Here is a 14,487-nt window from a genome sequence, read left to right as displayed (position 1 = left end):
TCGTCTCTGGTAATATGCGTATACATATCCGTTGTTGTTGCTAGTCTGTTAACACTACTAGCGTACAGCAGCGGATATGTTCTTTACAAAAGTTAGTATTGCACTTCAGAGTGGAATTTTAGAGTGAGGCTTCCGGAAAACAAAAACCCCTATATAAAATAACACCTGTCGTCGACGTTAAGCCATTCCGGAGGTTACACCTCCGGAAAAAGAAACTTATTTCTCCAAATCCAAAACTTCATCAATACGGATCTGACTTACAAAATCTGGAATGTGACTGACCAAGACCATTGCACCTTCATACTTATCCAGAGCCTCAGCAATGATAGGAATATGACGGAAATTTATATGATTTGTTGGCTCGTCAAGAATGAGTAACCCTGGCTTCTGCAAAACAAGTCTGGCGAAAGCAACCAGACCTTTTTGACCTTCAGAGAGACTACCAATCTTGGTCTGCATCATATCCCCAACAATGAGAAAACCAGCAGCAGTTGCACGCATTGTTTCTTCTACTTGCTTATCCATAACCGAAAGGAGGGCGTCGTGAACTGTATCTTCAAAATTCAACATAGAAAAATCTTGGCGATAATAACCAACCCTCACACCTTCCAAAATTTTTGAACCTTCGGCTTTGCCGTTGGCAATAGATTCTAGCAATGTACTTTTACCAATACCGTTTGGACCTTTGAGTAAGAGATGTTGCTTGCGTCTAAGTATTACATTAGCTTTTCTCGTTACAAACTTACTAGCAGTATGCTCGCCCTTGGCATTTTTCTTTGAACTCAAAACTGAATACGAATTGATTGTCAAAATATTTCCTATGATGTCTGGCTGTGATGGTATCGTAAATGGTCTTATAGTCTTATCTTCCCTGCGAATATCAACCATCTCATCTTCTAGCTCCTCAGCTTTCTCGCGCATCCTTTTTGCAACTAGACGCATTTGACCTCCTTTATTTGCAAAGAAGTTGGCTTTGTCTTTATTTTCCTGAATCTCTTTTGCCAATCTAGCATTCTTGGTATTCTCTTTTTCTACTCTAGCAGTTATCTGAGCAACTACATCAAAATAGTCTCCGACATATTGTTCCAATTTTCTAGTATAAATATCCAAATACAAAACTCCATCTGTAAAAGCGTTTAGGAAACTAGCTTCGTGAGAAATGACCATCACCGTTTTTTCATATTTAATCAAAAAGTCAGTCAAATGTTCAATACCAGCTTTATCCAAATTATTTGTTGGTTCATCTAGAAGAAGTAAGTCTGGTTCTTGGACTAGAGCCGAAGCGAGCAAAAGTCTGGCTTGTTGACCACCAGAAAAAGATTTGACTATGCGATCGTGTATTTTTTCATGTCCTTTGAAATTGACCGCTTCTAGAGCTGTATCTATTCTAGGATCTATATCATAAACTTTTCCACCACCTTTCCTGAGTCCAGCCGAAACGGAATCATCAAAAGCTTTTTGGAAGAATTCTCGGACCGTGAGTTCCATCTCATTTCTAGGTATTACCTGTCTAGCGATGGCAATACTGAGATTGTTCTCTATGTGTATCTTTCCTGACTCTGGCTTGAGGCCACCTGTAATAAGTTGAAATATAGTACTCTTACCAGCCCCATTTTGACCCATTATGGTGACTTTGGAACCACGACGCAAAGAACAGTCAACCTCGTCAAGAATTGGCTTGTTGTGTCCATATTCAAAGGTAACCTCCTCAAACCTTAGTATTACTTCATCTTGTGCCATAGTCTATGAGAGTACCTTATTTTTGATATCGAGGGAAGAGTGCTCGACAAAAGCCTTTTACTGGTACAATATAGGAGAATAGAGCCAAAATTAATTGGTTCTTTGAAATAGAAAGGTAAGGTAGATTATGACAACCAAACTATCGATTCTCGGCTTAGTGAGAATCATTCAAGCTGGTATGGGAGTCAACATCTCCTCATGGGTATTAGCAAGGATTGCTGCAATCATTGGTGGTTGGGGTACAGTCTCTGGAGTTGCTCCAGACCGTATCCTTGCACTTGCTCTCCAACAAGGAGATGTCGGCGGACATTATCGCCGAGCTTTGAGTCATTTCCCTTTTCCGGAAATAGCTCAAATGGTTATAGACGCTTATTACATCCCTGAAGGAAATCCAAATAAACAACCTCTGAAAGCAGTACCTGTTTATAGTGTGAATCCTTCTAAACTTTTGATATCTCTCATCGTCTGTGCAAACTTTGCTTTCGTCTGGTTGGCGAAAGAAGGTCATAACAATACGATCAGTATCAACTATCTAGAAAAGATAGCCATGCCACATATGTACGCCATCACTGGTGCCATGTTGGCTGGAGTAGATGCAATAACCGTCGGTGCTGGAATACCACTTCAGATAACAGGAATTATAAATGCATTGTTAGAAGGTAAGGTTTTGAAATACCTCGTACCGGTCGTTGGAGAAAAAGAGTCTTATGAGATGAGTTTTGATCCGGAAAAGTTTTTCGGCGCCAAACTTCTCAATCTCAAAAAGCCAAAGTTTCTTCCGATCATTTCTTCCAATGTTTTGGCAGAGGTTCTGCTAAAGAAATTGCCCGCTGGTAGCATATTCGGATTCATCGTGGAAACATCAACCGCAGGTGGGCACAATGCTCCTCCAAGAATAAAGGGTGTTTTTAATGAACATGGCGATCCTGTTTACAGCGAGAAAGATAAAGTTAATTATATTAATCTCGCCAAACTAGGCCTTCCGTTCTGGATAGGTGGTTCGTACGCTTCTCCAGAAATGTTGGCTTGGGCATTACAACAAGGTGCAGCTGGAATCCAAGTGGGTTCTGCTTTCGCACTCTGTGAAGAATCAGGCTTGCGTCATGACTTGAAGGTAGAAGCTCGAAGGCTTGCCTTCTTGGGACAATCAACAATACGAACAAGCCCTTGTATTTCCCCTTCAGGTTTCCCATTCAAAGTTGCAATGATCAATGGGACATTGTCAGAAGAAAATGTTTACAAATCTCGAGTGAGAGTTTGTGACAAGGGAGTATTGGTCGTTCTCTACAAGAAAGCCGATGGAAGTATCGGTTACCGTTGTTCTGCAGAACCAGTTGAAGATTTTGTCCGTAAAGGCGGCAAGATCGAGGATACCATCGGAGCTGGTTGCATATGCAACGGTCTCATCACGACAGCTGGTCTCAAAAATGGAGACGAACCCCCTATCGTCACTTTAGGTGACGATCTACGTTTCGCCAGAATCCTAATGACAAACGAAAATAGTTCTTACACAGCAGAGGATGTTTACAAATATTTGTTATCATAGGACATACAAATAACACAACTACCCCCATTGTTTCGAGCAATCGAAATGGTGAGGGTGGTTTTTTTAATTGCAAAAGCAACACCTAACAATTTTTACATCAACCCCTTCATCGTCTCCACCGTCCTCAATACTCCCTTCTTCACTTGTGTAAAGATTTCAACGACCATACCTTTCAATAAACCAAACCATGAAGGTGCTTTAGGAACTGTAATATCTGTAGATGTAGAAGTTGGAACAAAGAGGTCTAGTGAAGATGATGCTAATTTGGAATATGTAACTGGTTTCTTGGTAACAGTTTTGACTATTGGTTTTTGAATGACTTTTGGAGCTACAGGTTTAGGAGTAGTTATTACAGGTCTAGTAGTGGTTGCTAATGTCTGATTTACTTGTGATGAGGTTGCTTGTGTATTGACTGGTGGATTTAACGGGTTTAATGGGTTTGGATTTAGAGGAGTCTTAGCCAAAGTACAAGATACTGATGTACCACCATTTGAACCCAAACAAGACCAGATGTTGTCTGTTGGGGTATCACTAAGATCAGAAGAAACACCAGCATTACAAATATTCACAGTACTACTACAAGAACCATTGATAGGGACCGGCTGATTTGGTACATAACTTCCACCAGCAGGACCGAGGCAATTTGGCATATCACCCCTTTCATAACAGATTTGAGCAGGAATCTTATTTGTCATAGGTGACAAATCGGGACCAACTGGAGGCCAAGGTGAACCTGACCACCAATAAGGGCGACTTCCGTAATAAAGAGAATTAGGAATCAACCGATTGGTTATAGATGAATCCCAAATAACACTTCTATCCAATGAATTATAATTCCCATGGCTAATCATAGTATTCAAAACTCTAGGATCAGGAATTGAAATCCCACTGTAACCAGCACCAGAAGCAATGTCTTGCCAAGTCCCTAGACGATAAACTTTTGTCATCAAACCAGAACTTCCCAAGACGTTTCCTACGTAATTTTCATAAAGATTACCTATCTGACTGTCAATCCCAAACATTGCGACGTATGTACCACGAGGAAGAGTACTCTTTACAGGAAGTGATTTGACCTCAACATTATTTCTAAAAAATGTATTCCATCTACTAGAACCCAAGACATTGTCATTCTTAATAGTCGCCGCAGTGTTACCTTCCCACAAATTCATATACGGCTGGCCACCGTGAGTTATCATGTCCCCCATGAGATAATCCGTATTTAAACCATTTTCATTTATTGGCTCTCTAGAATAATTGAAACCAAAAATATTACCTGTTCCTCCATACTCAGTTATCATTGAATGTCTCAACCGCTTGAAGATATTATTTTCTACAAGACTATCTGACGTCTTGGAAAAGAGAGTGACTCCATAACAAGCGTTGCCACCACAACTATAATTCCAAGTCTGTTCAAATCTAGAATCTCTTACTACAGTTCCATAAGAAGTATTAACTTTCACATGCCAATTCAAAGCATTTTTGCTTTCAATATTTTTTATCCAACAATTTACACAATTAGAAATATCAATATTATTTCCACCACCAACAGCATTACTAACTCTATCTATAGTCATATCTTCAATACCAATCTCCTTTACAAAAGTCCAACATCTAGATATGTAAGGATTGAATGAAGAATTATAGTTATAATTTAATGGACTCTGAACATCAAAATAATTTGAACCCTTAGCTATTATTTTATTCAACTGACCAACGGTCCTACCCATATAATTTGGAATATTTTCTGTTCCATCACCATTTTCCTGATCAATCATTATCAAATCTCCAGCTTTGTATACTGAAAAATCAGCATCCTGATTGTCAACGTATATCCTAGTACTACCTTTGGTTGCTCCTGATGTTGGATTTACATACTGAGAACACCCCCATGTGTGAGTAAATAAGATAGACCCTATATTGGAACCTGCCATGATGATCGTACTCCCTGGACCTGCACCACGAATACCTTTTGATCCAAGACCGATACCGACAGTTCCATCAATCAAAGATATTGACTTTGATACCTTATAAGTCCCTGCTGGCAAATAACAAAAAGTGTTTGCTGGTGTCTTCTTTATACAATCCTGAATTGAAGCAGTGTCATCAGTAACACCATCACCTTTTGCACCATCATCAACGATTGCATTTCTACCATTTGACCAAGAAGGAATATTAAAATTCAAACCAGCATTTCTAGACCAATCTATCTTTCTATCAGCTGGGATAATTTCTCCAGAATTATTGACGTATTTCTTATTGAAGGTTCCTGTAACTGTCACGTCTGAGCTAACAGATAACGTACAATTTCCCGTTGCAGGGCAACTTCCACCACTCCAGCCAACAAATATTGAATCTCCATCTGGAACAGCAGTCAGGGTGATTGATGTACCAGAAGTTATACCAGATTGATTACAAACTGAACCACAATTTATAGAACCACCAGTTATAACGCCTTGACCAGTACCTGTCTTTGATAATGTAACCGCATAAGTTGTTTGGGGTGGAGCAACAGGTGTCTCTGATGGAACCTCATTCACAGGAGGTGGAACGGGTACTACAGGTGATGAACCTCCTCCACTATAAATAGTAGCTACCTCTTGATCAGAAATGGCTCTATTATAAATTCTCAAATCATCCATCGCACCACCAAAATATGTACCGAATGGCCACAAGCCTATTGATGACGAAAAATTACTTGAAGGGGCAACCCATGGATGACTATCAGAATAAACTTGGTTACCATTTATAAATAAACGGTATCCTCCAGAGTCAGCAGTTACAACTATTTGATACCACTGACCAAGTGCTGGCAAACTTGCAACTGGTACAGTATAGGAATCGTGACTATTGTGAAAGAAAATTATTCCGGACGAAGATGGATTATCAAATTCAACTCCGAAACCAAACCCAACCGCACCAGAACTTTCAAAGACACCAAAAATCCCCTGTCTAGCATATAAAGCACTCTTTGTAGGATATATCCATGTTGATATAGAAATTCCAGTAGAAGGAATCAGAGATGCACTATTACCAGTAGATACATAATCATCAACACCATCTAACTGTATAGCACTTCCAATCTTTCCAGATGTCCATGTTGACCCATTCAATAATGTACCATTGCTACCACCAGTAGAATCCACCGCAGTCGCCCCGCTCCCTTCATCAAATTTCCACCAACTAACCAACCCCGAACCAGCACCGTCTATGGCTGCGAGTTGGGTATGAACAGGGAGAGAATCAATAGTTGTAGTGACCGATGAACTTTTTGAAACAATATCCAAAGCACCGATCATTCCGAGAGTTATAACAGCGAGAATATAAATGTTTTTGGGGTATACGTACATGTATAGAGATGCTTAAAATCATCTCTATTTTATCACAAAATATTGCGATGTCCGACATCACAAAAATATCACTTTTTTACCTAACCCTAATTTCAATCAATCCATTCGTGGTATCTACTATCGTTGAAGGTTCATTCTTTGGCAGATCACCGGCATCTAGTACTAGTCCTACCAAATCCTGACATTCATGCGGAGTTTGTTCTGACCATTTCTCTATACTATAAGGAGAAGGTGCACCAGAAATATTGGCAGAAGTTGCTGTAAAAGGTTTGCCAAATTCTTTTGAAATATTTGTGACCAAATTGTAGTCAGGAATACGTATTCCAAGCGTCCCTTGTTTGGAAGCAATTCCCTCTGCGGTATTGCCTAAACTTTTTGAAATAATAGTAAAAGGCCCTGGTAAATATTTATCGTAAGCGGATTCTGTAACACTACCGAGCTCAACATATTTTCTAGCCATTTCTTTATCGGAAACAATGACAGAAATAGGTTTACCTTCTCTTTTTGTTTTGTATTGAAACAATCGATCAACGGCCTTTTGGTTAGTAGCATCAGCACCGATACCATAACAAGTTTCTGTTGGAAATATTACAAGACCGCCGTTACGTAAGACTGTAACAGCTTTTGAGACGGCTTCGGCGGTGTTTTGCTCGGTTAATTTGAAGATGGTCATAACTAGAAACAGACCCTATTTAGCCTTTTTACTACGACCTTCTACACTTTCAATAGCCTTCAATGCCACCTCATCAAAATCAACATCTTGTTTTGCTTCTATATGCTTATATTCATCAAACTTTTTCTCTGCGATTTCCTCCATTAATTCGTGAGAGATTCTACCAGCATCCCGCAAGATAGCCCTACTGTTTATAGTCAAGAAGCCGTGTAATTTATCTATCCAATCTTTCATAGTCATAGGTATTCTTCGTCTAGCTTGTTCTGTAGCAAATATTAGATACTGCTCAACAAGTGCATTTAATTGAATTAGTTCTTCTTTATTGTAATAATTTTTAGCAATAATTACTTCCTCTTTAATAGGCTTAGATCCTCTAAAATTTGTAAGCCCTAAATTCTTCTTTCCACTATCTATTCTGTTAACTACAATCTCTGCCGCTGTGTTACCTGTAATTGCATAATGTACCTTATTTTGTACAGTTTTGAAAAATAGAATACTTTGCTCACTCGTAGGATCATAATCGGCACTTGTTGCATAAATATCAGTAATTTTTCTATAGAAACGTTTCTCAGAAGTACGGATATCAGCTATGCGACGAGTCAATTCTTCAAAATAATCAAAAGGAAGATCTGGATTCTTCAATCTCTCATCATCAAGTACAAATCCTTTGACTATATATTCACTAAGTCTAGCTGTAGCCCACTGGCGAAAAGCAGTTCCTTGTGGAGATTTTACTCTGTATCCCACTGCAATAATCATATCCAAATTGTAAAAATTCACTATATATTTTTTTCCATCAATAGCAGTATGCTGGAATTTCCGGCATACTGAATTCTCATCCAATTCACGCTCTTTAAAGATATTTCCAATATGTTCAGTGATCGTTTTTCGATCTTTTTGAAACAATTCTGCCATATGAGCTTGTGCCAACCACACAGTATTACCATCAAAACGAACATCAATCTTAATGTTCCCTCTTTGGTCCTTATATATAACAATCTGTGAATTCGGAGTCTCCATGCACCTATTCTACACCAATATAGATTATTTTTTTATAATAAATTTCACGGGTATCTCCAACGCATCATCATTTGCTGGTAAACCGGAAGGATTGTCTTTTTTCAAAATAAGTGACCCCCTATCTGAATACTGACCAGAAATGAGAGAGGTATCAAATGTGAGTACAGCTTTGAAAGGTACAAAATCTGATGTCATCCAATCACCATCTGCCGTCGCTATACCCCGCGCAATAATCTTACCATCCCAATCTGTAAGAAAAATAGGAAAGCTTGCCTCAAAGTACCAGTTGCCACGTGCTGATCCTGTAATATTAAGAGGACTTGATATGACAGCATTCGGAAGTGGGTTTGAAAGACGGATGAAATTTTCTTTTTCCAAAGTGTTGCCTATGTCCTCAGTAAAATGTTTTCCCTCTTTTGATATACACTGACGCGGATAACTTTCCATTACTGGATTACCAAAAGAAACACAATCTTCAAAGGTGATTGCTTCTGGTGTATTTTTTTGATTAGTAAACAAGTAAATAGCAACAATCAATAATAAGATTGCCAATATGCCGGTAGTTTTACCTATAAAAGATGTGCGAGGGTTCATAGGGTAAGTATAGCAGAATGTATTGACACTATTTTATAAAGAAGTAGTCTTATAACAAAAGTACATAGAAAGGCAAATAATGAAAAGAATCATAATTGTTAGACATGGTGAATACAACCATTTCCATAAAGGACTCGATGAACTCGGTCGCCAACAAATTGACGGTTTAGGTAAGTCCCTTAAACCTATAATCAACGGCGAAAGTGTCAAGATTATATCTTCCACCGCTAAAAGGGCTAAACAAAGTGCTCAGATTTTGGCAGATATGTTTAAGGTCAAATTCAAAGGATATAAATCACTCTGGTCTGGTCCTGGTTCTCCAAGAGATAAAGGTGTTTCTCCTGAAGAAATTGTCAGAATTATCCAAGGCATAAAATCAGAAAATCTGATTATGGTCACTCACCTTGAATACAGCGAGGAACTCCCGCAATTCATACGAGGTACCATTCTCGACGGAATCGGCAACGGATTCCCTAGTCATGAGACTGAGAAGGGCGAAGCCTGGGTAATTGATTGCGAAGCGAAGACCTGTGATCTTGTGAGACCGAAGTTTAAATGATTCGGAGGTTCACACCACTCATTCTGCACCACGATACATCGTGGTGCTTTTTTTATTGAATTTCTTATCTATTCTGTCTTCTTGTACTGAGATAAACCAAGAATATTTCCTTCAGAATCCTTAAACCAAGCCAAGAAACCCATCGCGCCGTTTTCGCCTAATGGAGTTTTACCTTTTACAACCATACCACCATTTTCAACAATTTTGTTTAATGCTAAATCAATATTATCAACATCAACATAAAACATTGGATAAGGCATACTAGGATCTCTCTTACTTGAACCACCGTTTATAAAACCCACTTCGGTTGGTTGCATCTTTTTGTTTACAGGACCGGTTTGCCAACTAGTATAACTAAATTGCTCCCACTCAAACGGTTTCCACTCAAATACATTTTGATAGAAATTTTTTGCTCTCTCCTTGTCATCCCAAGGAAATTCAAAGTGTGTGACTTTATTCATACGTTAATTAAAAATAAATAATAATTTTGATTATTATACCAAATCTTACTTAAAAACTCTGGTTGAGAGTATGGCACGAAATTGAAAATTATTTTAACTGGGGAAATAGCGTTTCAATCCTTTCAAATATGCTTCATTAAATAGTTTATCTAATAAGGGACTAATTCCCTTACATTCATCCGCAATCAGTTTTGCACCTTGTATATACTGACCACATTCATCAAATGTCATACTATTTGTTGGGTCAGTTGCAAGAAATCTAACATTTGAAGTCTGATCCGCAATCTTTACTCGACGAACACTATCACTTTCACTCCGTACCCTTTCAGCTTGTCTACGTTTTCTTTCAGGTAGTGGAAGGTTCTTAAACTCATCCAAATCAGTTAATCCGTGTACAATACTCATGACCATTTTACCAAAATGTTTTTCAATATCATTTAAGCTAGTCTGAGTATCTTCTACACTATCATGAAGCCAAGCGGCGGTAATCTCCTCATCACTTCCTCCAGATGCCCATACCAAATCAGCAACCTCTTGGATATGCATAATTTGAGGTCTCTTTACTCCTGCAATTGTAATTGCAAATATCGGCTCGTGTGCATTACGAGCGAATTCTTGTGCACGAGAAATAATATTTTTGTTTATCATGAAATTGATTTACTGGCCGTCTGGCTCGATATTGGAACTATTCTACGACAAGTAGTGCAAGACACCGATAATGAAAAAACTAATCCTATTCTCTGGATCTGAATGAGGTTATTTCATAGCCACCATCAGGAATCTTTTCAAACTTAATCACTCCAATTTTAGGATCTCCACGTAAACATTCTTGTGCTAATTCGATAATACTTTCCTTGAGACCTTCAGATGAACCCGCTTTCGTCCACTTAACTCTTCTATCAAATTTATACAAAGGAAATTGCTGGTCAAAATTGATTTCTTCTGTTTCTACTGCTGGTGGTTGATTCTCAGGAATTTTTTCTGTCATATTTTCTTGATTAAATTTTATTATGTTTATATTACCATATTTATCAACAATTTCATTTGCTGGCAGGGCTGGACGATGTTCGAACATTTCGCAATATAAATGAGTATGCAGTCAAGGCAATATACCACTTCTTCAGAAGCGTCTGTGCGTCCCCTTCCTTTACAATATCTGATTGGTTTCTGTTATATCATTCGGGAAGTATCGACGATATTTGGAATTGAAAAAAGACGGCAAATTTTGCCGGGAAAGGCAAATAAATTTTCAGATGTTTGCCTAGTTATACAGTTCTAATACTATTTAGAAATTATTTATCCTTATAAAAACAGCAAGTAATGATCTAATCGGTTATGAAGCTTCTTCCTCCACACTGAATTCCCCAAACGTACTATCCTCTTTTCTATATTCCACCACTATCGCAACAAGGTTATTTTTCAAGGCTTTGTAAGCAAACCTGTGAATATTATTGCATGGATCTAGTATGGGTTGATCCGCCAATACGTTTGCGAGATTTGAACGGAATGAAAACCAGTTTGCATTACTGTTGACCAAGCCATCAGGCAATCCATGTTCACCCAAGAAATATCCCATTTCTTTTCTCAATTCCATCATGTCAATAAAAGGAAGGAGTTTGGGTGCTGGATCAGAAATCTTGTTCAATGGTTTCTCAATAATTTCTTTATAAATATTATCCATTATGAATCCGATTTGTGGTGTGATTCTATCTTTTGCAGTATGCACAGACCAATCAGCGTAAAACCGAATTAAAGGATATGATCTAATTAAACCGTGATCAAGAATTTTACGCATTTCTACAAGCAGGTAAACAACCTGAGACTCTTCTGTCAGAGGCATATATGTCAGAAGAAACTTATTGAGCTTTGTAATTATTGCTGGTGTCATGTTCGAATCCTTGCTTAATATTTCGTATTTACGTAATAGCCATACCTTCCACTACACTTGTACCCATTTTTACCATTATGTTCACGTAGAGTTCCATCGTTAGTTGTTTTGCGAAAATTTCTACCACAAATGGTGCATCTGTAAATGTATTTTAATCCAGTTGATTGTCGTGCACCTCTATTTAGTAATGATCTTGGTGCTTGAGATGGCTTATTAGGATCAAAAAGATACCTGTCCTCAGGTAATTCACCAGCTTTTGACAATTCGACTGGAAAACGCGGGGTGAATTTGTCGCCAGTGTTTTCAATGGACTGAAAACCGCTAGGAATCATAGAACGGACTCCTGGAGGATTACTACCTCCTGAACAATTATAAACGTACAAATATTCTCTGGCGTCTCCATTCCGCTTTTCCAAATACTTCAACGAATATGGTTCAACGATTCTGTTCGCCCCATTGTAAGTAATCTTGAGAAGGGTCTGTTCCCGACCCGCCTTTAAAATTGGCATTCGCAGTTCGGGGGCAAAAAATGTAAATTGAGAATATCCATTATCCTGATAAGGATGGAACAAGACATCCAGGTCCGTCAGAAAACTTTCTATCGCTTCTTCAGCACCTATTACAATCGCTTTTGCACATACAATAGTTTTATTCCAACACTCTTTAAAATAATCAAAGGGAGTTTCGCGCAGAATTTCTTTCAAAACATGAGGGTTCCTTCCAAAAATGGTTTTTGCTATTAAGGTGCGAGCAACTTCATCCCGATTCAGAGATCCACCTAATAATTTGATTGAATAGGCGTAATCAAACAAATCCGGTGCGTGCTGCCGCTGAAGAAGACACTTTAACTTTGTGGCAATAATTTCCTCAAGTTTCATGCAGCGTATTTGGCAAGCGACTTGTGCCACGTCAGAATATGGATGGATGAGTGGAACTTTCTGTATGTCGAGCATGACTTTGTCAAAGCGAGTAATGTCCATTGAGATTTTAATTCTCAAATCATCACGCTTACCATAGAAATCCTTAAAATAAATTCTAACCTCATAAACTCGAAGATGTGCAGAAGTATTTTCGGACATTAACTTTGGGGAAAAAATATAATTTAAATTACGTGCAAATCGAGGTTGTAGATAGTGATTGCAAAATAAAATTTGAGGTAAATGCTTCAGCCAGGGTAAAACTAATATCAGGCGATGACCAGAATTCGCCGATGTTTTTCCTTGACTTATTATCAACATTAAAACGGTAATATTTCTAAAATCTTAGCCAATACGATTTCATATACTACCGGCGAATTAATAAAATTCATCGTGGTAATTAATAATTCGACGTAGCCGTAGTGATCCACCGTTTCAATTTGCCATCCACCTTCGCACGCGGGGTAGCAAACCGTTCCCGTGAAAGTGCAACAAGTTTGTCCTTCCGGCCAATGCGGTTTTGGAGTGGCGGGAGCATCTTCGCCCGGAACGGTTCTAGGTTAGTTCCGTTGTCAAGTAACTTCACCACCGCCTCATAACGATCAAGATCGGCAAGGGTACTTGCCGAGAAGGTGTTGCCAAATTCCTTTTCCATTACCTCAGCATCGGTATTGCCGATACGAAAGGCAATCAAGGTTCCCACATTGCCAAAAACCGCCTGGCGAATCGGCAGGGAAAGCTGGTCAATGTATTGATGCGAAAGTGTCAGGCACAGGTGATACTTGCGAGCTTCTGCCAGGATGGAAGCAAAAGCATCGGTTGAAAAGTTCTGAAACTCGTCAGCGCCGCCTATCAAATGAATTGCCATTCCTTTTCCTCCCGCAATCGCCTCGCTACAAAGAGTCGGACAAGGTATTGGATAACTCATTTTCGTCGCCATAGGATGAGGATTCCCACGATCCTCGATTAGATGAACATGTCCGTGGAAAAGAACCCTAACTTCCTTCTTGAATAGAGTTTCAAGCAATTGAGGTGCGAACCTGTTAACACATGTTTCTGTCCCGTATTGTATTGGATTGTGATGTGTCATTCCAATTCTGAGTCCTAACCTTCGTTCAGGAATACGTGCAATGTTCAGTAAGTATTCACGATTCACATCTCCCAAATCCTGACGCACAAGCTCCTTAATATCCTCAGAGGAACCACTTAATTTACCCAACTTAGTCCGAATATTTTCTGGAACCATACCTGAGAAATATCCCGAAACCAATAAGACAACCTCCAAATCATGCTCAGAAAATGTGACGACAGCGACCGGAGGCACCTTATTAGGATTTGACTTAAACCTCCGCACTATAACTTTCCCTTGCCCAAGTAACTCTTCCATCTTTCCGAATGGTGTAACACAAACAGCTTTTTTTGATAACATTTTCACAAACCTTTTCATTCGGTCAGCATGTCCGTCGGCCAACCAGGTCACGTCGTGATTTCCTGGAACAACTAGAATCCGCTCAGGAAAACAACCTCCCCAAAGCTTTAGAGAAAGATCCTTACACAGAGATTTGAAAGCTGCAAACTCCGTCTCAGCGGAGATGCTCGTCACATCTCCCGACACTATGATAATGTCTGGCCTCATTGATGGAAAGTCGGTTGCTAACTTCGCCAGTTGTGCCGCAAGCTCGCACGGATCGTTTTCCGTCTTGTTCAGTTTCCCAAAATGAATATCGGACATTTGCCATATC

Annotated in this window: 13 protein-coding genes; 2 read left to right on the top strand and 11 right to left on the bottom strand. The window is 39.0% G+C overall.

What is annotated here, in order from left to right:
* Window positions 1–216: 216 nt before the first annotated feature.
* Entirely contained in the window at window positions 217–1,740 is a 1,524-nt protein-coding gene (locus WCS89_04610) for an ATP-binding cassette domain-containing protein (protein MFA6554754.1), read from the bottom strand.
* Window positions 1,741–1,867: 127 nt separating this feature from the next.
* Here WCS89_04610 and WCS89_04605 point away from each other — a divergent pair, with 127 nt between their 5' ends.
* Window positions 1,868–3,286: a nitronate monooxygenase gene (locus WCS89_04605; protein ID MFA6554753.1), complete on the top strand. Its 1,419-nt coding sequence runs from the start codon at window positions 1,868–1,870 to the stop codon at window positions 3,284–3,286.
* A 92-nt stretch (window positions 3,287–3,378) separates the two neighbouring features.
* Here WCS89_04605 and WCS89_04600 read toward each other — a convergent pair whose 3' ends face one another.
* The 4 genes from WCS89_04600 to WCS89_04585 all read right to left on the bottom strand — a co-directional run bounded on the left by WCS89_04600 (window position 3,379) and on the right by WCS89_04585 (window position 8,920).
* Window positions 3,379–6,633 (bottom strand): LamG-like jellyroll fold domain-containing protein, encoded by a 3,255-nt coding sequence (locus tag WCS89_04600; GenBank protein ID MFA6554752.1) that lies wholly within the window; start codon window positions 6,631–6,633, stop codon window positions 3,379–3,381.
* Window positions 6,634–6,709: 76 nt separating this feature from the next.
* Complete coding sequence (locus tag WCS89_04595) at window positions 6,710–7,306, bottom strand: L-threonylcarbamoyladenylate synthase (protein ID MFA6554751.1); 597 nt, start codon at window positions 7,304–7,306, stop codon at window positions 6,710–6,712.
* A 15-nt stretch (window positions 7,307–7,321) separates the two neighbouring features.
* Window positions 7,322–8,326, bottom strand: a complete 1,005-nt coding sequence (locus WCS89_04590) for a virulence RhuM family protein (GenBank protein MFA6554750.1) — start codon at window positions 8,324–8,326, stop codon at window positions 7,322–7,324.
* A gap of 24 nt (window positions 8,327–8,350) precedes the next feature.
* On the bottom strand, window positions 8,351–8,920 hold the full coding sequence (locus WCS89_04585; GenBank protein ID MFA6554749.1) for a Gmad2 immunoglobulin-like domain-containing protein: 570 nt from the start codon (window positions 8,918–8,920) through the stop codon (window positions 8,351–8,353).
* Between the two features lie 79 nt (window positions 8,921–8,999).
* On the opposite strand from WCS89_04585, the gene WCS89_04580 reads away from it, so the two are divergent.
* A complete protein-coding gene (locus tag WCS89_04580) occupies window positions 9,000–9,479 on the top strand; it encodes a phosphoglycerate mutase family protein (protein ID MFA6554748.1) in 480 nt (159 codons plus the stop codon).
* Window positions 9,480–9,547: 68 nt separating this feature from the next.
* Here WCS89_04580 and WCS89_04575 read toward each other — a convergent pair whose 3' ends face one another.
* The 6 genes from WCS89_04575 to WCS89_04550 form a co-directional block, all read right to left on the bottom strand.
* Window positions 9,548–9,940, bottom strand: a complete 393-nt coding sequence (locus WCS89_04575; protein ID MFA6554747.1) for a VOC family protein — start codon at window positions 9,938–9,940, stop codon at window positions 9,548–9,550.
* Window positions 9,941–10,033: 93 nt separating this feature from the next.
* The gene (locus tag WCS89_04570) at window positions 10,034–10,588 is read right to left on the bottom strand and encodes an HD domain-containing protein (GenBank protein ID MFA6554746.1); all 555 of its coding nucleotides are present in this window, start codon (window positions 10,586–10,588) and stop codon (window positions 10,034–10,036) included.
* 85 nt (window positions 10,589–10,673) lie between these two features.
* Window positions 10,674–11,015, bottom strand: coding sequence for a hypothetical protein (locus WCS89_04565; protein ID MFA6554745.1), 342 nt, complete (start codon window positions 11,013–11,015; stop codon window positions 10,674–10,676).
* Window positions 11,016–11,273: 258 nt separating this feature from the next.
* Window positions 11,274–11,780, bottom strand: coding sequence for a hypothetical protein (locus WCS89_04560; protein MFA6554744.1), 507 nt, complete (start codon window positions 11,778–11,780; stop codon window positions 11,274–11,276).
* Between the two features lie 62 nt (window positions 11,781–11,842).
* Window positions 11,843–12,907: a nucleotidyl transferase AbiEii/AbiGii toxin family protein gene (locus WCS89_04555; GenBank protein ID MFA6554743.1), complete on the bottom strand. Its 1,065-nt coding sequence runs from the start codon at window positions 12,905–12,907 to the stop codon at window positions 11,843–11,845.
* Window positions 12,908–13,145: 238 nt separating this feature from the next.
* The coding region (locus WCS89_04550; GenBank protein MFA6554742.1) for a metallophosphoesterase at window positions 13,146–14,487 on the bottom strand (1,342 nt) is incomplete at its 5' end.

Source organism: Candidatus Paceibacterota bacterium (assembly GCA_041666915.1).
Classification (GTDB): domain Bacteria; phylum Patescibacteriota; class Minisyncoccia; order Phycocordibacterales; family PALSA-1337; genus C7867-002.
The sequence above is the reverse complement of the archived record's forward strand: the minus strand, read 5'-3'. Positions and strand labels throughout refer to the sequence as shown.

What these genes read in the sequence shown, in the direction of transcription:
- WCS89_04585 (MFA6554749.1), bottom strand. Translation starts at nt 8,920, where the DNA reads ATGAACCCTCGCACATCTTTTATAGGTAAAACTACCGGCATATTGGCA.
- WCS89_04590 (MFA6554750.1), bottom strand. Translation starts at nt 8,326, where the DNA reads ATGGAGACTCCGAATTCACAGATTGTTATATATAAGGACCAAAGAGGG.
- WCS89_04595 (MFA6554751.1), bottom strand. Translation starts at nt 7,306, where the DNA reads ATGACCATCTTCAAATTAACCGAGCAAAACACCGCCGAAGCCGTCTCA.
- WCS89_04580 (MFA6554748.1), top strand. Translation starts at nt 9,000, where the DNA reads ATGAAAAGAATCATAATTGTTAGACATGGTGAATACAACCATTTCCAT.
- WCS89_04600 (MFA6554752.1), bottom strand. Translation starts at nt 6,633, where the DNA reads ATGTACGTATACCCCAAAAACATTTATATTCTCGCTGTTATAACTCTC.
- WCS89_04605 (MFA6554753.1), top strand. Translation starts at nt 1,868, where the DNA reads ATGACAACCAAACTATCGATTCTCGGCTTAGTGAGAATCATTCAAGCT.
- WCS89_04555 (MFA6554743.1), bottom strand. Translation starts at nt 12,907, where the DNA reads ATGTCCGAAAATACTTCTGCACATCTTCGAGTTTATGAGGTTAGAATT.
- WCS89_04575 (MFA6554747.1), bottom strand. Translation starts at nt 9,940, where the DNA reads ATGAATAAAGTCACACACTTTGAATTTCCTTGGGATGACAAGGAGAGA.
- WCS89_04570 (MFA6554746.1), bottom strand. Translation starts at nt 10,588, where the DNA reads ATGATAAACAAAAATATTATTTCTCGTGCACAAGAATTCGCTCGTAAT.
- WCS89_04565 (MFA6554745.1), bottom strand. Translation starts at nt 11,015, where the DNA reads ATGTTCGAACATCGTCCAGCCCTGCCAGCAAATGAAATTGTTGATAAA.
- WCS89_04560 (MFA6554744.1), bottom strand. Translation starts at nt 11,780, where the DNA reads ATGCCTCTGACAGAAGAGTCTCAGGTTGTTTACCTGCTTGTAGAAATG.
- WCS89_04610 (MFA6554754.1), bottom strand. Translation starts at nt 1,740, where the DNA reads ATGGCACAAGATGAAGTAATACTAAGGTTTGAGGAGGTTACCTTTGAA.